The organism is Parabacteroides sp. KHUB-03, from assembly GCF_056640975.1.
On sequence record NZ_CM153257.1, the window covers coordinates 2,176,682 to 2,198,965 of the forward strand.

Here is a 22,284-nt window from a genome sequence, read left to right on the forward strand (position 1 = left end):
AAAAAGATTGCATCTTTGTACAACTATTTTATTGTACTTTCGATTTATTTGTCATCGTCTTCATCTCCGTCATCGTCTTCTTTCGGCGCTTTTCTCACAAAGAAAGCACTCAGTTCGTACAAACCGTACAACGGGAAGAATACAACACTCAGTGTAAACGGATCACTACTCGGCGTAATAAATGCCGCAGCTACCAGTAATCCCACAACAGCATGCCGTCTGTATTTATGGAAAAATCCTTTATGCAACAATCCCAGCTTCGACAACAACCACGATACCAACGGCATCTCAAAGACTATTCCCATAACAAAGATCAGCATCAGGAAATTATCCATATAAGAATCCAGAGAAACTTGTTCTTTGATATCAGGGCTTAGTTGATAAGTAGCCAAAAAACGAAGTGTCATTGGAAATACCATAAAGTAACCGACAGCACATCCGAAAAAGAACATTATTGTTCCGAAGAAAAATACCCAACGGATATTTTTCTTTTCATTCTCATATAAAGCCGGGCTAACAAATTTCCAAACTTCATACATTAAATAAGGAAATGTCAGCACAAGCGCTAACCAGAAAGAAGTGGTCATGTGAGTAAAAAACTGCGATGCCAGTTTTATGTTAATAATTTCCACATGAAAATTATCATTGCAAAAATCCGGCAACACATCCAGCCAAGGGCTTACATTAATCAGCCATTGGTTTAGTTCACACAACCATCTGTAAAGAATAAAATCGGGACGACAGGGTGCAGTTATGACGAGATTGAATATATCACGCATAAAAGCAAAACTACCGATAGCAAAAACAAAGAGCGCTAAAATAGATCGAAATAAAGTCCAACGAAGTTCTTCCAGGTGATCCCAGAATGACATTTCTTCTTGTTGCATCTTTCTTTACTTCTTATCTGTATTGTTATCGTCTAGTTTAATATCGTCTTCCAAACCTTTTACACCATCTTTAAAGTTCTTTACACCTTTACCAATGCCTTTCATCAGTTCAGGGATTTTTTTACCACCAAAAAGCAACAATACAATAATAGCGATAATAACAATTTCGCCTGTTCCTAAATTTCCAAGAAATAGTAATTCGTTCATGATATTATTATAATTAAATGTTAATATTCTATCTTCAACACAGGGCAAAGATAGTATTTGTAACGAATAGTACCCCTATTATTCCAAATTTATTACCTTTGCAGCGTCTTAAAAAAGTAAAATTAGAAAACAATTAGAAAGATGAAAGCGTACGTATTTCCTGGTCAGGGAGCACAGTTTGTCGGAATGGGAAAGGACCTTTACGATAACAATCCACTTGCAAAAGAGATGTTTGAGAAGGCTAATGAAATCCTCGGATTTCGCATTACAGACCTGATGTTCGCCGGAACAGACGAAGATCTGAAACAAACAAAGGTTACACAGCCTGCCATTTTTTTGCACTCTGTTATTTTAGCAAAAACATTAGGGGATCAGTTTAAACCGGACATGACGGCCGGACACTCTTTGGGCGAATTTTCGGCTTTGGTTGCCGCTAATGCTTTATCCTTTGAAGATGGTCTGGTTCTGGTTTCCAAACGTGCCATGGCTATGCAGAAAGCATGCGAAGCTACCCCGTCTACAATGGCTGCCGTTTTAGCTTTGCCGGACGCTACTGTTGAAGAAATTTGTGCAAGTATAGACGATGTAGTCGTTTGCGCAAACTACAACTGCCCGGGACAGCTTGTTATCTCAGGTAGTGTACCAGGTATCGATGCTGCTTGCGAAAAATTATTGGCCGCAGGCGCTAAACGTGCACTAAAACTAAAAGTTGGTGGAGCATTCCACTCTCCGCTAATGGAACCGGCTCGTGCCGAACTTGCTGCAGCTATCGAAGCTACAACAATAAAGAAACCGATATGTCCGGTTTACCAAAACGTCAGCACCAAAGCTGAAACTTGTCCGGAAACAATCAAAGCAAATCTTATTGCCCAGCTAACAGCTCCGGTTCGCTGGACTCAGAGTGTTCAGAATATGATTGCCGACGGGGCAAACCATTTTATTGAATTAGGTCCGGGTGCCGTACTTCAAGGATTGGTAAAGAAAATCAACAAAGACATTACAACTGAAGGTATGCAATAATTTCACCTTCACAATCCAATAATGCAAAAAAGAGGGTATATCGCTAAGCGATATACCCTCTTTTTTGCATTATATTATCATTCATATTTTACGAAACAAATTAAGTATTATTATATTTGCAATTAACAACTAATCTATAAATTATAAATCATAATGACTATTAGAAGAAACTTCCTTAAACAACTAATCGCAGGAGGTATTTTATTGCCTTCTGCTCCTCAGTTTCTTTCAGGAAAAGAAAGAATAACAAGCCCACCCCGAATACCAGACCAATCGGATATAAAAGAAATCCGTATTGCTTTAATAGGTAAAGGAGGTATGGGAACAGCAGACACCAACACTGCTTTATCCATAGAAGGTATTAAGCTAGTTGCTGTTTGCGATCTATATGACGCTCGCCTGGAATTGGCAAAGCAAGAATGGGGAAACCATCTTTTCGTTACAAAAGATTATCAGGAAATCCTGAAACGCAAGGATGTGGATGTCGTATTAATCGGAACCCCCGATCATTGGCATCAACCGATTGCTATTGCTGCAATGAAAGCAGGGAAACACGTTTATTGTGAAAAACCTGTTATCCACAAAATCAGTGAAGGGAAAGCTTTGATTAATGCACAACGGGTTAGTGGTGCCTACTTCCAGGCAGGAAGTCAAGGCATGGCCTCATTAGGTAACAGAAAAGCCCGTCAATTAGTGCAATCGGGAATTATCGGAAAAATAAATTTCATCGATGGGCAATTTACCGGAGGCCCCAGGCATTTAGGGCATTATTCCATACCGGAAGATGCATCGGAAAAAACAATCTGGTGGAAACAATTCATTGGAAATGCACCTAAACATGATTTTGATGCACAACGTTTCTTTTACTGGAGAAATTGGAAAGATTACGGAACCGGGATTGCCGGAGACTTATACGTACATGTATTAGCCAGTCTGCATTTCATAATGGATGCCATAGGACCGGAAAAAGTTTATACTACAGGTGGAATCCGTTACCATACGGATGGTTACCGGGATACGCCGGATATTATGCTGGGTTATTTCGACTATCCGGATCGAAATAATACCGGTGCTTTCACTGTCCAGTTGGGGGCAAATCTTATAGATGGCGTTTCTAAAAAATGGGGAAGTACGAATTTCCGCATTGTCGGCTCGGAAGGTACATTGGATGTCGAATGGGACAAAGTAACCCTAAAAACATTCCATCCGCTGGATATTCAGTGCTTGGAAGCATTGAATAAAATAGGACAAGGTATCGATACTCCTGTTCAAAACTCCGATACCGAATATACTTTCGTTGCTATGCCGGATTACAAAGGCGGACATTACGATCATTTTAATAATTTCTTTACCGGAATACGGAATAAAACACCTCTTACCGCAGATGTTCTATTCGGCGTACGCTCGGCCGCTCCTGCCCTGTTAAGTTATGAAAGTTATATGCGCGGAGAGGCTATTTACTGGGATGCGGAAAATTTAAAGGAAATAAAAAAGAAAAAATAATACAACTCTATGAAAATCTATAACATCATAACAAGTATACTTTTTGTTTGTTGCTTTTGCGCACAAGGCCAAAAGCTAAACCAACTTTCGGATAAAGAGGTAAAAGAGGGTTACCAACTTCTGTTCGATGGAAAATCGTTGGACAACTGGATCAATAATACCGATGAATATTTTGTAGAAAACGGATGTATCGTTAAAAAGGCTTCCGGAATAGGTAACTTATACACGAAAGAAGAATTCGACAATTTTGTTTTACGTTTTGAATTCCAATTAACACCAGGGGCAAATAACGGATTAGGATTGCGCCATATCGTTATGCCCAAAGGTAAAGGATATTTAGGGATGGAATTACAAATTCTAGATAACGAAGATCCTCAGTATAAAGATTTAAAACCTTATCAATATCACGGAGGACTATACAATTACGCCCCCGCAAAACGGGGTTATCTGAAGCCTGTAGGTGAATGGAATGTGGAAGAAGTAATTGCTGATGGAGCCAATATAAAAGTTATTCTAAACGGAACTGTTATACTGGATACAAATCTCAAAAAGGTTACACAAGGTATTCCGGCTGAAAAAATACAACCGGGCTTATTGCGCTCCAAAGGGCATATTGCATTCCTCGGACATGATTCTGCTATTAAATTCAGAAACATACGCATAAAACCTCTTCAAAAATAAGCCGACAACGGTTAACCATTTTCATAAAACAAAAAGAGGATGTGCAAACACATCCTCTTTTTGTTTTATCTTTTCCTGTTATCTGCCATTCCACCATAACAATGTTGTTGTCAGATCAGGTCCTCCTAAAAGTTTCAATGCCTGCTGGTATCCTTCCAGGTTATTTGTCTGAACATTTGCAGGATAACGATAACGTTTAGGATAGAAATCCCAACGGCTTTCTTTAGAAGTTGCTACAGTCAACGGTACCTGATTCAACGGATTATAGTCCTTCTCTACAGCTTGATTCTCAAAGAATGGTAATCCCAAACGACGATGATCACTCCATGCTTCTTCGGGCAACCAAGGTACCTGAGCAATATATTTCTGTGTGATAATCTTCGTCAACACATCATTATTATATGCACCACCCCGGTAAATTGTATTCTTCGGATATTGATAAGTCATCGTTTTATTCGTTTTTGTATACGGGTCTACATAATTAACGGTATAAGATTGTGCTTCTGTCGTATGATCAAAATTAACGGAAGTTCCTATACGGTTATAGTCCTTGGAAGCCAGATAATCCGCCACTTCATTTTGCAAACCGTGATATTCAAAACTTGCGGTTATGCCTTGTTCATAATTCGACTTGGCTGTTCCGGGCACATTCCATCCTTTAACAGCAGCTTCAGCAAGCAGGAAATAGCTTTCCCACGGACCAAAGAATACCCTTTTATTCGTATTCATACGGTACTGTTTGGCGATAGACGGATAATTATAGTTTTTACCGGTCAATGAACTAACCAGACCACCTTTCGTATCCCATTCTCCTGCAACCCAAGTAGTCCACGTATATTTCGGATTAACAGTAACCATAACTTCCGTTGTATTATTCGGATTAAGCAAACCTACCGGCTGTACTTCCGAAGCAGCCCCGATATAGCCAGGGTAAACAACACCGTCGTCAAAACCAACTACACTAAATAATTTCGGAGCTCTCGGATCAACAAACTGAGGTATGCCGTCAAAATAAAAACCGGCACACGGATCATTTGTTGTCAAAGGGAAATGTTGATTCAAATACAATCCCATATATTCATACGGATTTTTCAAGTGACTCTTTAAAGAATCCGGTAGCGGAAATTCGAGGCCTCCTAAACCAACAACCAGGTTTTTGAAAGTTACAGACATAGCCTGACCATTCCATGGACGGGACATGACACCGGTCAAATCTCCCCAACCGTCTTTTTCCTGTACGGACGCAATATCTGCCTGCTCTGATATAAATGGTTTTGAAGCAGCATCTTCAAACTCGGAACGTGCCAACCCCGGATCTACTCCCGAGATACGCATAGCCAGACGCATACGTAAAGAATTGGCATATTTTTTCCATTCATTCACGTTTCCGGCATAAAAAGCATCTTCATTTGCCATCGCCGACATGTCGATAGACGGATCAAGAGCTGATTCAGCATCCTTTAATTCCGACAATATGAATGTATATATTTCTTCGACACCATCATAGGGAGCCGGCGTACCCGAAAATGCAGAGATTGCAGGAATTGGTCCGAACCCATCCGCTACTTCCGAATTCAGGTACGCACGCCAGATTCGCGCCATCTGTATTACATTTTTATAATAAGGATATTGTTCGGCTTCTCCTTCTTCCACTTTCTTTTGGCCAAGCTGAACAGCTTTCGTTGCATTATTCAACCACCCCACGGCATAATCATTACTTAAATAAAGAGTCATGTAATCATTATTGTCGGTACCTAATGTAAAACCACTACCCCTGTTAAAACGTGATGCACGATCCCAGGTCAGGATAAATACACGTTCGGCAATTTCAGGATTCATTTGTGCCCCTATAATAGAAGCATTCATAAACCATTCCGGTTTAACCTTACCTTCACCCACTAAATTCGGATCCTCATTTATCTCCGTAAAATCATTACATGAAGATAAACCGGCAAGGGCAAGTATTCCGGCCAATATTATATTTTTTGTCTTCATAATCTTATACATATATTATATATCATATTTTTTTAATTCTCTTACCATTAAAATCCGATTGTAACATTAAAGGTATAAGAACGGCTAGTTGGCGCTGCCCCATTTTCAAATCCCGTAGCATTCGTATTTGTTGCTGCTACAGATTCAGGATCAATACCCGGAAGATTATAATGGATCATCCACACATTATTACATGTCGCAGAAAGACGAACACGCTGGAATGGAGTCTTTTTCAACATCTGGCGATTGAAGTCATATCCCAAAGTAATATTACGCAATCTGACATTAGTAGCATTATAAGTATACATTTCCGGCAAACCGTAGTTTCCGGTAGACCCTATTCGTTCCCAATAATTCTGAGGAGTTACTTTAACCTCGTTCATTACATAACCATTTCCTTTCTGAACAACACTGTTAGGAACCACAAATGATTGGCGGTCGCCATTAACAACTGTTCCGGCAGCATTACCACGGGTATACAAACCGGAAGCTGTCGCCGAATAAATATCGCCGCCGATACGGAAGTCGATCAGAAAACTCAGGTTAAACCCTTTATAAGAAAAGTTATTGGTAAGTCCCAGCATCCAATCCGGATTCTGGTTTCCCACCTTACTCTTATCCGTTGAAATAAGCGGCAAACCATCCTCTCCTACGACAATCTTTCCATAATGAGGACTATTTTCATCTGTTACACGCTGAAATGTCTGTCCGTATATATCGCCATAAAGGCTTCCTTGTACAGCAACAATCTGCACGGCATCAAACGTTTTGATATTATATAACGTAACACCGGGATACAAGTCTATAATTTTATTCCGGTTCAGAGAAAATTGCGCAGTTGCATTCCAGTTAAAACCCTGGGGATTATTAAAAATTTCGCCATTCAGTGAAAGTTCCACACCTTCGTTCTGAATATTACCGGCATTTACTTTACGGGAAGCATACCCTGAGAACGGATCCATCGGCAAGTCTAATAATTGGCGGGTTGCATTCGATTTGTACCATGCAAAATCTATCCCTAAACGGTTATTAAAGAAACGAAAATCGAAACCGGCTTCCCACGATTTGATCAACTCGCTCCGTACAGAAGAATCAAACAATACTTTACCCGGTTTGGCTATAGTATTTCCGTTTTGATCTTTATCCACAGAGAAATAGTTATACAACTGATACGGATCAAGGTCGTTACCAACCTCTGCATAGGATGCGCGAATTTTAGCAAATGAGAACCAGTCCGGCATTGCCCCCCCTAATTTAGGAACCATATCCGAAATTACACCTGAGAGGCTGACAGACGGATAAAAATAAGAACGATTCACTTTACTCATTGTTGACGACCAGTCATTGCGCGCAGTAATATCCAGGAATAAGTAGCCATCCCAGTTCAATTGCAAAGAACCATACAAAGAATTCATCCGACGACGGATCAGTTCCGAAGTTACCGTCGGTTTATCAACGCCATTATTTAATGAAAACAAATCCGGGACAAGCAATTCGCCTGCACTTGCATTCATTTTTGAACGCTGCTGCTGCATCAGGTTTCCGCCAAATGTTATAAACCCTCCCAAACGGTCTATCAGATTATCTTTACGGGCTGTAGCCAAAAAGCTGAAGTTATTTTCATAAAAAGTTTCCGATCCTTCACTGTAAAGGCCTCTGGGAGTTGTATTACCACCGGCATATACCTTTTCATTCTTTGTTGTTGTATAATAATCGGTTCCCCCCCTCAATTCAATGTCAAACCAATCGGTCGGAGCATATTTCAAAGATAAATTACCCAACAAACGATTACGCGTATCTTCATTTTGGCGATACTTCGTCACCCAATAGGGGTTTTCCTGTGGATTATTGGAAGCATCATACCAAACCATTTTACCATTTTCATCTACACTGTTTTCAAATTCTTTTATATTCAAAGAACGGGGCAAATTATATATCGTATTGAATGCATTTGACGGATTGACCCCTTGAATAGGACGGTTATGTGCATTCATATTAATATAGTTGACTTTAGCATCTACTTTCCATTTTTTTGCTTCATCCAGGAATGTTGTAGCACGAACCGTTATATTGGTTTTGTTCAATTTCGATTCGGGAGTTATACTGGCATCATCCGAACGATTAACAGATGCAAAAACAGAAGTTCCTTTAATATCCTGCTGAAAACTTACCCCTTCATTAAAAGACGTGCCCGTACCGAAAAATGCATCAATATTGTCATACGTATGCAATGGCACATCTCGCCCAAGCCAATCCTTTACAGTCTGCCCTTCGGCCTTAGGCCCCCAACTCAAACGGGATTGGTTATCATAAATACCGACAGAACCCTGTCCGAAATCGTCCTGCATGTGAGGTTTAAGAAAAATAGTCTCGGCAGTTATACCGGCATTGACAGTTAAACCCAATCCTTCGGTTTTACGTCCCGATTTCGTTGTAATCAGGATAACCCCGTTACCTGCACGTGATCCATACAGGGCAGCCGCCGAAGCACCTTTCAATACAGTCATAGACTCTATATCTTCCGGGTTAATATCAGACAGCCCATTACCCATATCCGCACCCGAGTTTCCCCAAACGTCATCTACACCACCAGTGAAGTTATCCATAGGAGTACCATCCACTACTACCAGAGGTTGATTACTGCCGGTTAACGAGTTATTACCACGAAGTACGATTTTTGAAGAACCGCCAACCCCATTACTGGAACGAACTATCTGCAAACCCGAAACTTTACCGGACAATGAATTGGCAAGATTAGGTTCACGTGAAGAAAGTAAATCGTCTCCCTTCAGTTCCTGCATTGCATATCCCAATGCTTTCTTATCACGTTTCATCCCGAGTGCCGTCACAACAACTTCATCCAGCTTCTGGGTATCTTCAGAAAGATGCACTGTTAAAGTAGATTGTCCTGTATAGGGAATATCTTGTGGAACGTAGCCAATAAAAGAAATCTGGATAATATCTCCTTTTTTCACTCCGTCCAGAGTAAAATTACCGTCCAAATCGGTAATCGTACCGTTGGTTGTTCCTTTAATAATTACAGACGCCCCGGTCACCGGCCCTAGAGCATCTTCCACTGTCCCCGACACCTTTGAAGTCTGCTGGGGAACACTAGCTGCCGGATTTTCCGTGCCGGGTATCGCATATAAGCTTCCTGTGAAACTCAACGCACCCAATAGAAGAATCAGGCTGACTGGTCTGAATTTTTTCAACATAACTAATGCTTTTTGTTTAATTTATTACACGATGTTTAGCGTAAAGCGATATCTTTTATTCACTATAAACACAAAAACACAAGATATGTTCTGACTTTAACATAGTATGGGACGCTTTATTACCAAAACGTTCCATACATTTTATTGTACTTAAAACCGAATTCATAGTTATGACTTTTAGAAATCATAACTATAAATTGAAAAAATCATCACGATGAAATTTTTTGATAAATCCGCTACCTGAGATATTCAGTTTGGCTTCGGCGGAAGATATACTTATTACGAAGGTATTCCGGTCTACTATGATGTTACCGTCCGAATAATTAAAAAACGTATTATTGAGGCTTGGTGTTTAATTTGTTATTAGTTTTACCATAGTACTAAAAGAACCTGTCGGTTTATATCGGTGGCTGATAACTACCTTAACTACTGATTCGCATTAAACAATTTGTATTAAAAGGAAAGCTATCAACAGAATAATCAGTCTAAAAACGACATTTTATAACACACATTCCTAATATCAAAATCAGCTTTATAATGATATAACAGTTATTGTCATAACAGCAGTAGAAACCTGTATATATTCTTAAAATCTATAACAAATCAACAATCACTGAATAATAAACATTTTAACATAGCTTTTCAATGATGAAGAAACTAACTATGTTAAATTTGAAGGCTTTCCATATTTTTTTAAGAAAAATAACACAGTGAAATAAATATTTCATATATTTGCCACGAATATAAAATGAGCAGAGTTCTTTTAGTACTATGGTAAAACAAATAACACTCTTAAACGCATAATCTAACTGGCTCTTCCTTTTTATCGAACAAATAACAGACTTTTGTTTCGCCAAGACAATGTCTATTTATTTAAATAAAACCATCAGTTATGTTGAAAAACTTTAAACCTGTCAGCTTAATTCTATTTGCAGGTGCTTTGTGTTTCTCAGGAAACGCCTATGCAGACCTTGCACCTGTTAAGCAAAGTACCAACATTTCCCAACAATCGGGAAAAGTTACAGGTACAGTAGAAGATGCATTAGGTCCTGTTACCGGAGCATCTGTAGTTGTAAAAGGAACAACCAATGGAACCATTACCGACTTTGACGGTAATTTCGCATTGGAAGGTGTACAAAAAGGAGATGTCATCCAGATATCTTTCATTGGTTACACAAGTCAGGAAATCACTTACAACGGCCAGCCTTTGGGAATAATCAATCTGGCGGAAGACACTCAGAAACTGGATGAAGTAGTTGTTACTGCTTTAGGTATCAAACGTGAAAAGAAAGCATTGGGATATGCTACGCAAGAATTGAAAGGTGACGCTATCCTGGATTCTCGCGAAAGCAATGTGACCAACGCCTTATCCGGTAAAGTTTCCGGTTTGCAGGTTGTTCGTTCTTCCGGTGGTCCGGGTGCTTCTTCCAAAATTGTTCTTCGTGGTAACAATTCTATCACAGGAACAAACCAACCTTTGATCGTAATTGACGGTATACCTATGGATAACTTCCAGGGCGGTGTAGCCGACGCATGGGGTAACAAAGGACCTGACATGGGTAACGGTCTTTCCGATATTAATCCGGAAGACATCGAATCGATGAACGTATTGAAAGGTGCTTCTGCAGCAGCTCTTTACGGTTCCCGTGCCGGTAACGGTGTTATTTTGATCACCACTAAATCCGGTAAAAAACAGTCAGGACTGGGTATCACTGTTAATGCAGGAGTAACTGCCGAAACTATGTTTATGCAGCCAGACATCCAAAATTCTTACGGACAAGGATCAACCGGCATTTATGATGTGAAATCACGTGCCAGCTGGGGTCCTATAGCCGACGGCTCTGTAAACATCGATAGTTGGAATGGTAAAAATGTACCGATGTATACTTATGACAACGTTGGTAATTATTTCGATACAGGTGTATCATTTAACGAAGGTATTTCTTTCCAGCAGGCAAACGAAGGTACTTCGGTATTCGCTTCTATCAATCGTTCTGACGACAAAGGTATTGTTCCAGGTGCAAAACTGAGCAAGACTTCTATTAACTTGCGCGGTACAATGGAATTTGGTCCGGACAAGCGCTGGAAACTGGATGGAAAGGTTAACTACCTGAACAACATCGGACATAACCGTCCTCTCCAAGGTATCAACCAGTCAAATGCATTCAGCACTATCTACAACTTACCTCGTTCAATCAATATCCTCGATCTGAAAGATTGTCTGGACGAAGACGGCAATATGATTTGGTGGGATACGGAAAGTACACCGCAGGAAAACCCGTACTGGACAAAACAGTACAGAACAAATGAAGATACACGTAACCGTTTCCTGGGTACGATGTCTTTGTCTTATAAGATTTTTGACTGGTGGAACGTTGAATTAAAAGGTGGTACGGACTACTATACAACAACAACTACCAGCAAACTATATGCAGGAGGAAATGTTACTCCTAAAGGTAATTACTCCGAAGGTTCTGAAACTTTCTACGAAAACAACTTCAGTTTCCTGACTACAGCTCAAAAAGACAATCTGCTCGGTAAATTCGGTGGTTTTGTAACATTTGGTGGTAACTTAATGATACAAAAAAGATCCGTAGAAAAAATCTCTACCGGCGACTTACTGATCCCGAACCTATTCTCCATCAACAATGCTGTTGACAAAAATAAGATGGGACTTGAATATACTTTGACGCAACGCAAAATGAATTCATTATACGGTTCATTCCAGATCAATTATGACGGTTGGATGTTCTTGGACATCACGGCTCGTAACGACTGGTCGTCTACCATGAGCAAGGTAAACCGTTCCTATTTTTACCCATCTGTTAGCTTATCTGCCGTAATATCGGATATGGTTCAAAAAAACGGAGGCTCTTTACCAGAATGGATGACATTCGCTAAAGTACGTGCCTCTTTTGCAGAAGTGGGTAATGACTTGGATCCATATCAACTGTATACAGTATATTCAATGAGCAAAGACCCATACGGAAATCCGGTTGCCAGTCCGGGAAGTGTACTTTTTAATCCGGATGTACGCTCAGAGTTAATTAAGTCATGGGAAGCCGGTGTTGATTTGAAATTCCTCAACAACCGCTTAGGTATCGACTTCGCGTGGTATAAGAGTAACGCTACCCGCCAGTTGTTGGATTTACCGCTAGACCCGTTCTCCGGCTATTCAAGCAAAAAGATCAATGCCGGTAACATTCAGAACTCAGGTGTGGAACTTATGGCTTATGCAGATATCTTCCAGAACCCGAAAGGTTTTAGCTGGAACATAACTGCTAACTTATCATTCAACCGCAATAAGGTTATCGACCTGTACGAAGGTATCAAAGAAATGGGATTATCCGACGGTTCTTTCAATGACGAAGTAAAAGTAGTAGCCCATACCGGCGGTATGTACGGTGATATATACGGTAAGAAATTCCAACGTGTGGAAAGTGGTGCTGACGCAGGCAAAATTATTGTGGACGCACAAGGTTTACCTTTGTTGACTTCTGATCTGCAGTATTTAGGAAACCAGCAACCTAAATGTATGCTTGGTATCACCAACACATTCAATTATAAGAATATCTCTTTGAGCTTCTTGATTGACGCACGTATCGGTGGTAAAATCTATTCGGCTACAACAGCTAAAATGTATTACAATGGTTCGGCAGCAGGAACAGTCGTAAACGGTGCTCGTGAAGAATTTGTTGTACCGAATTCTGTTACAGCTTCCGGAGATGGCTATACAGCAAATAACACATCTGTTACTCCTCAGTTATACTGGGAACGCGTTGGTACAGGCAACCTGGGTGTTGGAGAAGCATTCCTTTATGACGCAACAAACGTTCGCCTTCGTAACTTAACGCTAGGCTACACGTTCGACAAGAAGTTATTGGCAAAAACACCGCTGGAACGTTTGCGTTTATCTTTCACAGCAAACAACCTGTGGATGATTGCAAGCCACTTGGAAGGTATTGACCCTGAATCGGTGTCGACAACAAATACCAATGCTACCGGTATTGAATTGGGCGCGGCTCCTACTTCCCGCTCATATACATTTAATGTTACAGTTGGTTTCTAATTGAAAGGAAAATTAAAGTATGAAGACATTTAATAAAATAATGATAGGTCTTGCTTCTTCGGCAGCACTGTTATTCACAGCATGCAGCGATTTTGAAGAGATAAACAAAGACCCTAACGCCGTAAGCGAAGACAATGTGCAGGTTGCTCACTTGCTAAACAAATCGATAACTGAAGCACAAATGGACCCCCATATTGCAGAACGTATATTCGTATTGACATGGAAACGTGCTGCTCGTTTTGACCGTTCCAGTGGTTTTACTATTGGTGCAGATAACGAAGGTTGGAATAATGACTATTTTGGGACAGGCTACGGTGTTGGTTGGTTAAACAATGTAAATGCAGCTATTAACCTCGCCGAAAAACGCATTGCAGACGGAACAGCTAAGTCATACGAAAAAAACGTATATCAAATGGCCCGTATCTGGCGTGCTTATCTGATTTCAGAGTTGGCAGATTGCTTCGGCCCGATTCCAACAATCAATAAATTTGATGGAAGTGTTGCCCCTTACCAAAGTGTAGAAGAAATCTATACATTTATCTTAGCAGAGTTGAAAGATGCCGTATCAAAAATAGATGAAGCCGAAGATATGTCTCCGATTACGGGAGCCAATAACGTTTCAGACCAGTTCTATGAAGGAGACATGAAGAAATGGAAAAAATACGGCAATTCTTTACGCTTACGTTTGGCTATGCGCTTGACCGTAGCCAACCCAGCTTTAGCCAAAAGTGAATTTGAAAACGCAGCTAAAGGCGATCTGATCACTACATTGAACGACATGGCTCAGGTACAGGAAAAAGACGGATGGGATGGTGCTGCCGGTGTTATGTCCCGTACATGGAACCCGCAACCTATATCGGCTACTATGAATAACATCTTCCTTGGCTTAGGGGGCATCGATATTCAGGTTGCTGATGAGATCAAAAACGATGTGAAGATCAAAAGCGCCACGAAGTATATGGGATTACGCTTTGATAAGCATTTACCAACTTCTACGAATGATCCGAGCGCCGGTTTCTTTTATGACGGTTTACCCGACAAAATCGACCCGCGCGCACTTACACTGTATAACATTCCGGGGTATAAAGACAATGTTATTTATTCCGATTATATCGGAGAACCTGCAACAACTGCCCGTTTGGCAGATCCGGCAACAGGAGAACTTGTTGACAAAAACAATAAGGATTATATGAAGTTAACCGTTAAGTATACATGGAATACGTGGGTTGCCGGTAAATGGGATAAAAAATCCAGTTTATCAACAGAACTGACCGGTGCTTCGAAGAACTATCCTTCAATTGCCAAAAAATTCCGCATGAGCACCAACAAACGTGTTTGGTTTGCTCCGTGGGAAACGTACTTCTTATTGGCAGAAGCAGCTGTATACGGATGGAGTGTTCCCGGAACAGCCCAGTCTAATTATGAATCGGGGATTGCTGCAAGCTTCGAATACAATGAAGTATCCCAATTTCTTGGCGATTATCTGAAATCTACAGACTATAACCGCGTAGGTACGTCTGTTGCATTTAATCATACGGTAGAAGCTACTCCGCATGAAGTAACCTATTATGACGGTTATACCGGTGAAGCAAAGACTATGACTTATACTTATCCGAAGAATTCTATCTACAAAAACGGACAGTATAACAATGATCATCTGACGAAGATTATCACACAAAAATATATCGCTCAGAATCCATGGTTGCCTCTGGAAGCTTGGTCTGACCACCGTCGTTTGGGATTACCTTTCTTCGAAAACCAGGCAGTAGAAATAGATTACAATCCAACAGCACATGAAGTGCCATTGACCAAAAGTACAGCAAAAGAATGTAAATGGGAATTTTATCCAAAACGGATGCGTTACCCATCTAGCTTAGAAACGAACAGTAAAGATAGTTACGACCAGGCTATGCAATTACTCGGCGGTGTAAATGACACCAATAATCCTCTGTGGTGGGAAATGAAGAAATAAACTTCGTTTAAATCATATACTAGAAAAGGCTATCTCCACAATGGAGATAGCCTTTTCTTATCTTCTTAAAAACTTTTTTCATTTGCCATATTCCACATATTCAGGAAAGAGGCTTTTGTGATATTGACTACTTTGTCCCAATTAATTTTTGAAGCTTCATCACCCGGTAAATGATAATCAGGATGTCCATCCGTATGATACCAGATAATAGGAATACCTAATTTAGCAAAAGTCCCATTATCGCTCCCACCCGTCGGATTATCCCATGGACGGTAATCAGGATCCAGATTCAGATTATACTGTTTAATGTCGTTTTTCAACCATTTACCAAAAACAGGATGCGACTCTGTATAGAAGTAAACAAAATAGGAAGGGCGCTCTTCTATATGATTACGGCCTATCATATCAAAATTGAGATATCCTTTTACTTTACTAATTTCAGGGAAAGACTGGGCAAAGGCTTTAGACCCGAGTAACCCCTTTTCTTCTCCATCCCAAAAAGTAAAAAGAACTGTTCGTTCCGGTTTTTCGCCTGTAGCCTGAAAAGCACGCGCAATCTGTAATACGGCAGAAACGCCCGAGGCGTTATCGTCCGCCCCATTATATATCTGATCGCCGGCTAGCATCGGGTCAATACCCAAATGATCATAATGAGCTCCTACTATCACGTATTCATTTGGGTTCTTTCCCTCTATCTTCCCTATAATATTATTCATTGACAGCTTTTGATGTACCCCTTTTTTCAACCTTGAAATAGAATCTGGATGGACCTGCCAACGGCCATTCTTTTGTCGTTCTACATGATAAGCTTCAAACGGATGATAGTATGAACCGCCTAATGGCTCTATCCCGAAGGATTTCAAATTGGCAACTATATATTCTGCAGCTATCCGCCCACCGGGGAAACCGGCTTCGCGTCCCTGCAGCTCATCACTAGCCAGGAAGCCGATATGAGCTTCGGCAGTTGCCTGATTTATTACATCCAAACCTTTTTGCTGGGGAGATTGTGCCCACAGGGCAGTACTTAAAAACAATGATACTAAAAGAAATCCTGATTTATTCATCCCGTTATGTTTCTGAGTTTATTTATAGAAATAGTTTTAAGCTCTGATTGCAAAGATAAAGGTTTCATTGAAAACAAAAAAGGCTTTCCATCGCTCTTTGGCAGCGTAGAAAGCCGGATCATTCCTTTTTTCGAACTCACCATCCCGTTTTATACGGAGGTGAGGATATTTAAAGTATTGTTTAATTCAAATAAATTGCAGTATTAATTAATTCTTTACTGCAATTGCGTTCATTTCGTCCATAAGACGACGAATTTCAGCATTTACCCGTTGACACATTGAACCATTTCCAACAGCCTGATAACGGTCTGCCTGATAACGCAACATCGCTAAAGCACGTAAGCTTTTTTCATTTTCTCTCATCATCATAATCATTTTAATTTATACTTTCCACGCTTGGAAAGCTTGGGTTAATAATACACGTCCTATACAATCTTTTTCCTTAGTACGCTACAAAGATAACCATTTTTTTTGATAAAATGTTGTACAACATAATAAATTATTTCGTTTTTCATTTTTTTAGCCTTTAAAAAGCCTGCATTCTATTGAATATTCATTCATTCCACAGGCGTCAATTCTCCTGTAATTGAATCAATTACAAATCCTCTTACCACAATATCCTTCGGTATCAGGGGATGTTTATATATTTGCTCTACAGTTTCATGAACAGACTCTTCGGATGTATGAAACCCGTGCAACCACGATTCGAAATCGATACCGCAATAGCGCATCATATCTATATGGTCCTGAGGTATTCCGCGTGCTTTCATTTTCTCAATCAACTCAGCACTATTCATATGTTTAGCTCCGCAATCAGTATGACCAATAATCATAATCTCCTCCACTCCCAGCTCATAAATAGCAACCAATAAGCTACGGATCACACTACCGAACGGGTGCGATATAATAGCACCGGCATTCTTGATCACCTTAACATCTCCGTTTTTCAAGCCTAAGGCCGCCGGAAGCAGTTCGGTCAGACGGGTATCCATACAAGATACAATAGCAATCTTCTTATCAGGAAATTTGGTTGTTATATACTTTTCATACCCTTTGTTCTTCACGAACCCACGATTAAACTGAACTAATTCGTCTATCATAATTCCCCCTTTATTTGAATAACAATTCAGGTCAAATAATGTTGAAATGCTTTAATGCATTATAAATGCCATTATCATCCACCGAAGTGGTTACATAATCTGCAGATTTCATTACATCTTCGGCCGCATTACCCATCGCAACCCCCATTCCTGCATGTTTTAACATAGCAATATCATTCCCTCCGTCACCAAAAGCCATACACTCATCCAGATTGATCCGGAAATGTTCCAACATCTTATCTATTCCTATCCCCTTATTACTTCCGACAGGAACTATATCCGTAAATAAAGGATTCCAACGGGTAGACTCACAATGTGACAAAATGGACATAATCCGTTTTTCCTGTTCTGCAGTAAAAAACGCAATTAGTTGATAAACAGTATTGCCGTAAACGTCTGCTACCGGACGAATAGGAGGCGACGGAAAGTTTAATAAACGGAAAACATCCTTAACAGCCTTATCCGTATAGTTCATAAAAATTTCATTTTCCATAACAAAGGCACATGGAAATGAGCCTTCTTTCTCCTGATAATGAACCAAAGATTCTACATCCTTATCCGGAATACTATGTTTATAAACCACATCATTCTTTCCCGCCAGAACATATCCTCCGTTCAAAGTAACATAACCATCAAATTCCAAATTTCCCAGATTATTGATAGAGCTTAAATGACGGCCGGTTGCAATAAACACTTTTATCCCTCTTTTCCTCAATAAGTCAAGTGCATGAATCGTAGACTGAGGTACAACATGAGTCTTAAAACTAACCAATGTTCCGTCAATATCAAAAAATACAGCCTTAATCATAACTTAAAATCTTTTTATCTATTAATTTAATAACAAAGATAGAGAATAAAATTCGTCGAATATGAACACTAATAAGTAAAATTTGGTATCTGACAGTATTTGGGTAGGCAACAAAAAAAGAAAGGGTAGGCAACAAAAAAAGAGACTGCCTGACTATTTGTCGTCAGACAGTCTCTCTATTTTATTTAAGAATAATATATTCAATTATTCAACACCCCACTGCTGATTAGCTAAACGTTTGTAGTTGTTATAACGCCATTTAGCATTGTCTTCAGCAGCCTGATACAGCTCGGCAGCTTCTGTCGGATACTGTTTCATCAAGGAAGCAAAACGTACTTCACTCTTCAGGAAGCCCTGGAACTTAGCCCATTCGGGTTCCTTAGAATCAAGTGTAAACGGATTCTTACCTTCTGCTTCAAGAGCAGGATTGTAACGCCACAAATGCCAGTAACCACATCCTACAGCTTCTTTTTCTTCAGCCTGAGATTTACCCATACCAGCTTTCAAGCCGTGGTTAATACATGGTGCATAAGCAATAATCAAAGAAGGACCATCGTATGCTTCAGCTTCGCGGATAGCTTTCAATGTCTGAGCTTGGTCGGCACCCATAGCAATCTGTGCAACATATACATAACCGTAAGTAGTAGCCATCAGACCGAGGTCTTTCTTACGTACTCTCTTACCGGAAGCAGCAAATTTGGCAATTGCACCTACCGGAGTAGCTTTTGAAGACTGACCACCAGTGTTAGAATATACTTCGGTATCCAAAACAAGGATATTAACATTCTTGCCGGAAGCAATTACATGATCCAAACCACCGTAACCGATATCATAAGAAGCACCGTCGCCACCGATAATCCACTGTGAACGTTTTACCAGGAAGTGAGACATTTCCTTGATCTGAGCACAAACCGGGCAGCCTTCGGCAATTCCCTGTTCAACAAATGCCATAATCTGCGGAGCCAATTCCTTAGTCTTGTCTGCATCGTTCATGTTTGCTATCCATGCAGCTGCAGCTTCTTTAGCTTCAGCCGGAGCATGTTCGCCTGCAACGATCTTATTCATCAGGTTAGCCAGGCGTTCACGCATCTTTTCGTTAGCCAATTCCATACCCAGGCCAAATTCGCAAAAGTCTTCGAACAATGAGTTAGCCCAAGCCGGACCCTGTCCTTTTTCATTCAGAGTATACGGAGTTGAAGGAACTGAACCTGAATAGATAGAAGAACATCCGGTAGCATTAGCAACCATTTCACGGTCACCGAATAGCTGAGTAATCAGTTTTACGTATGGAGTTTCACCACAACCTGAACAAGCACCAGAGAATTCAAACAACGGAGTAGCGAACTGAGAATTCTTTACATTCATCTTCACATCTACCAAATGTTGTTTGCTCTTCACATTTTCAACACAGTATTCCCAGTTAGGAGCTTCTGCCAATTGAGATTCCAAAGAAACCATTGACAATGCCTTATTACCCTTGAAGCCCGGACAAACATCGGCACAGTTACCACAACCCAAACAGTCAAGAACTGATACCTGAATACGGAACTTCATACCCTTCATAGTAGCCGGAGCCTTTACATCCAACATCGGGAAGTTTGCACCTTTCTGTTCTTCGTCATCCAATACAAACGGACGGATTGAAGCGTGAGGACATACATAAGCACACTGGTTACACTGAATACAGTTTGCGTCATTCCATACCGGAACAAATGCAGCCACACCACGTTTTTCATATTTAGCAGTACCCTGATGCCAAGTACCATCTTCGATACCCTTGAAAGCCGATACTTTCAATAAGTCACCATCCTGGGCATTAATCGGGCGAACTACTTCATTAATAAATGCCGGATCATTATTTGTCACTTCTTCATCATCTGGCAGGGCAGCCCAAGCCGGATCAACGAATAGTTTCTGATATTCACCACCACGATCTACAGCAGAATAGTTCTTATTTACAATTTCTTCGCCCTTCTTGCCGTAAGACTTCATGATGAATTTTTTCATCTGTTCTACAGCCAGATCAACAGGTATTACACCTGTAATACGGAAGAATGCAGACTGAAGGATTGTATTTGTACGGTTACCCAAACCTATTTCCAATGCAATCTGTGTGGCATTGATATAGTAAACGGTAATATTCTTTTGAGCAAAATAGCGTTTTACCTTATTGGGTAAATGTTTAGCCAGTTCTTCACCGTTCCACACTGTATTCAACAAGAATGTACCGTTTTCACGCAAACCACGCGTTACGTCATACATACGCAGGTAAGCCTGAACGTGACAAGCTACGAAATTCGGCGTATTTACCAAGTAAGTCGAACGGATCGGATGATCGCCAAAACGCAGGTGAGAACAAGTAAAGCCTCCTGATTTCTTAGAGTCATAAGCAAAATATGCCTGACAATATTTGTTTGTATTATCACCGATGATCTTAACCGAGTTCTTGTTTGCACCAACTGTACCATCAGCACCTAAACCGTAGAACTTAGCTTCGAACATGCCTTCGCCACCTAAAGCGATTTCTTCTCTCTGAGGGAGAGAGGTGAATGTGATATCATCAACTATACCAATTGTAAACTGGTTCTTCGGCATCGGTAATGCCAAATTTTCATATACGGAAATAATCTGGGCAGGAGTAGTATCTTTTGATCCTAAACCATAACGGCCGCCAACAATAACCGGAGCATTTTCAACACCGTAATAGCAGTCTTTTACGTCCAGATACAACGGTTCGCCATTTGCTCCCGGCTCTTTTGTACGGTCCAGAACCGCAATGCGTTTAACAGTCTTTGGCATAGCAGCCAAGAAATGTTTAGCAGAGAACGGACGATATAAGTGAACTGAAACCAAACCAACCTTTTCACCTTTGGCTACAAGATAATCGATAGCTTCGCGAGCAGCTTCCGTTACAGAACCCATTGCGATAATTACGCGTTCTGCATCTTCGGCTCCGTAGTAATCGAACAAACCATATTTACGACCTGTAATCTTAGCTATTTCATTCATATATTCCTCTACAATAGCAGGAACGGCTTCATAGTAAGAATTACTTGATTCTCTATGTTGGAAGAAATGATCCGGATTTTCAGCCATACCACGTGCAACCGGATTTTCAGGATTCAAAGCACGAGCACGGAATTCGGCCAAAGCCTTCTGATCGATCAGCGGAGCCAGATCTTCATTTTCCAAAGCCTCGATCTTCTGGATTTCATGAGAAGTACGGAAACCATCGAAGAAGTTCATGAAAGGAACACGAGATTTGATTGTAGCCAGGTGGGCAACACCTGCAAGATCCATAACTTCCTGTACAGAGCCTTCAGCCAACATAGCGAAACCTGTCTGACGCGCAGACATTACATCCTGATGATCGCCAAAAATACACAAAGCATGTGAAGCCAGTGTACGGGCAGATACATGGAATACGCATGGAAGCAATTCTCCAGCAATCTTGTACATGTTAGGAATCATCAACAACAAACCCTGAGAAGCAGTGTAAGTTGTAGTCAGAGCACCAGCCTGCAATGAACCGTGAAGGGCACCTGCAGCGCCACCCTCAGATTGCATTTCCTGTACCATAACAGTTTCGCCGAAAATATTCTTACGTCCGGCAGCCGCCCATTCGTCCACATACTCAGCCATTGTAGACGATGGTGTGATTGGGTAAATAGCAGCTACTTCGCTAAACATATAAGAGATATGTGCAGCAGCCTGATTACCATCACAGGTTAAAAATTTCTTCTGTTTTGTCATAGACCTATAA

The 22,284-nt window shown here is 40.6% G+C and carries 14 protein-coding genes; 5 read left to right on the forward strand and 9 right to left on the reverse strand.

The genetic code is table 11. The features are described 5' to 3' along the window. Nucleotides 1-44 precede the first annotated feature (44 nt). Both tatC and tatA read right to left on the reverse strand, forming a co-directional pair. Nucleotides 45-887, reverse strand: coding sequence for a twin-arginine translocase subunit TatC (gene tatC, locus ACYIB7_RS09340; RefSeq protein ID WP_103982110.1), 843 nt, complete (start codon nucleotides 885-887; stop codon nucleotides 45-47). Nucleotides 888-893: 6 nt separating this feature from the next. Next, nucleotides 894-1,094, reverse strand: a complete 201-nt coding sequence (gene tatA / locus ACYIB7_RS09345) for a twin-arginine translocase TatA/TatE family subunit (RefSeq protein WP_103982111.1) — start codon at nucleotides 1,092-1,094, stop codon at nucleotides 894-896. Between the two features lie 141 nt (nucleotides 1,095-1,235). Between tatA and fabD the strand changes: the two genes are divergently transcribed. The 3 genes from fabD (at nucleotide 1,236) to ACYIB7_RS09360 (ending at nucleotide 4,298) form a co-directional block, all read left to right on the forward strand. Further along, nucleotides 1,236-2,114: an ACP S-malonyltransferase gene (gene fabD, locus ACYIB7_RS09350; protein ID WP_103982112.1), complete on the forward strand. Its 879-nt coding sequence runs from the start codon at nucleotides 1,236-1,238 to the stop codon at nucleotides 2,112-2,114. A gap of 153 nt (nucleotides 2,115-2,267) precedes the next feature. Continuing rightward, complete coding sequence (locus ACYIB7_RS09355) at nucleotides 2,268-3,617, forward strand: Gfo/Idh/MocA family protein (RefSeq protein ID WP_103982113.1); 1,350 nt, start codon at nucleotides 2,268-2,270, stop codon at nucleotides 3,615-3,617. A gap of 9 nt (nucleotides 3,618-3,626) precedes the next feature. After that, the gene (locus tag ACYIB7_RS09360) at nucleotides 3,627-4,298 is read left to right on the forward strand and encodes a 3-keto-disaccharide hydrolase (protein ID WP_103982114.1); all 672 of its coding nucleotides are present in this window, start codon (nucleotides 3,627-3,629) and stop codon (nucleotides 4,296-4,298) included. A gap of 78 nt (nucleotides 4,299-4,376) precedes the next feature. On the opposite strand, the gene ACYIB7_RS09365 is transcribed toward ACYIB7_RS09360, so the two are convergent. Together ACYIB7_RS09365 and ACYIB7_RS09370 are read right to left on the reverse strand one after the other, a co-directional pair. Then, nucleotides 4,377-6,293, reverse strand: coding sequence for a SusD/RagB family nutrient-binding outer membrane lipoprotein (locus ACYIB7_RS09365; protein WP_480336858.1), 1,917 nt, complete (start codon nucleotides 6,291-6,293; stop codon nucleotides 4,377-4,379). A 47-nt stretch (nucleotides 6,294-6,340) separates the two neighbouring features. Next, nucleotides 6,341-9,508 carry a SusC/RagA family TonB-linked outer membrane protein gene (locus tag ACYIB7_RS09370; protein ID WP_103982115.1) on the reverse strand — a complete coding sequence of 1,056 codons (3,168 nt, stop codon included), beginning with the start codon at nucleotides 9,506-9,508 and terminating at the stop codon, nucleotides 6,341-6,343. Nucleotides 9,509-10,400: 892 nt separating this feature from the next. On the opposite strand from ACYIB7_RS09370, the gene ACYIB7_RS09375 reads away from it, so the two are divergent. Both ACYIB7_RS09375 and ACYIB7_RS09380 read left to right on the forward strand, forming a co-directional pair. Then, entirely contained in the window at nucleotides 10,401-13,577 is a 3,177-nt protein-coding gene (locus tag ACYIB7_RS09375; RefSeq protein WP_103982116.1) for a SusC/RagA family TonB-linked outer membrane protein, read from the forward strand. A gap of 19 nt (nucleotides 13,578-13,596) precedes the next feature. Next, complete coding sequence (locus ACYIB7_RS09380; RefSeq protein ID WP_103982117.1) at nucleotides 13,597-15,549, forward strand: SusD/RagB family nutrient-binding outer membrane lipoprotein; 1,953 nt, start codon at nucleotides 13,597-13,599, stop codon at nucleotides 15,547-15,549. A gap of 65 nt (nucleotides 15,550-15,614) precedes the next feature. Here ACYIB7_RS09380 and ACYIB7_RS09385 read toward each other — a convergent pair whose 3' ends face one another. From ACYIB7_RS09385 to nifJ, 5 genes are all read right to left on the reverse strand, one after another. Beyond that, complete coding sequence (locus tag ACYIB7_RS09385) at nucleotides 15,615-16,613, reverse strand: M20/M25/M40 family metallo-hydrolase (RefSeq protein WP_480336860.1); 999 nt, start codon at nucleotides 16,611-16,613, stop codon at nucleotides 15,615-15,617. A 207-nt stretch (nucleotides 16,614-16,820) separates the two neighbouring features. After that, complete coding sequence (locus ACYIB7_RS09390; RefSeq protein ID WP_200817927.1) at nucleotides 16,821-16,982, reverse strand: hypothetical protein; 162 nt, start codon at nucleotides 16,980-16,982, stop codon at nucleotides 16,821-16,823. A 188-nt stretch (nucleotides 16,983-17,170) separates the two neighbouring features. After that, nucleotides 17,171-17,713, reverse strand: a complete 543-nt coding sequence (locus tag ACYIB7_RS09395; protein WP_099465485.1) for a beta-class carbonic anhydrase — start codon at nucleotides 17,711-17,713, stop codon at nucleotides 17,171-17,173. A 31-nt stretch (nucleotides 17,714-17,744) separates the two neighbouring features. Beyond that, nucleotides 17,745-18,521 (reverse strand): Cof-type HAD-IIB family hydrolase, encoded by a 777-nt coding sequence (locus ACYIB7_RS09400; RefSeq protein WP_480336862.1) that lies wholly within the window; start codon nucleotides 18,519-18,521, stop codon nucleotides 17,745-17,747. A 204-nt stretch (nucleotides 18,522-18,725) separates the two neighbouring features. After that, nucleotides 18,726-22,274, reverse strand: a complete 3,549-nt coding sequence (gene nifJ / locus ACYIB7_RS09405) for a pyruvate:ferredoxin (flavodoxin) oxidoreductase (protein ID WP_103982121.1) — start codon at nucleotides 22,272-22,274, stop codon at nucleotides 18,726-18,728. Nucleotides 22,275-22,284: the final 10 nt, after the last annotated feature.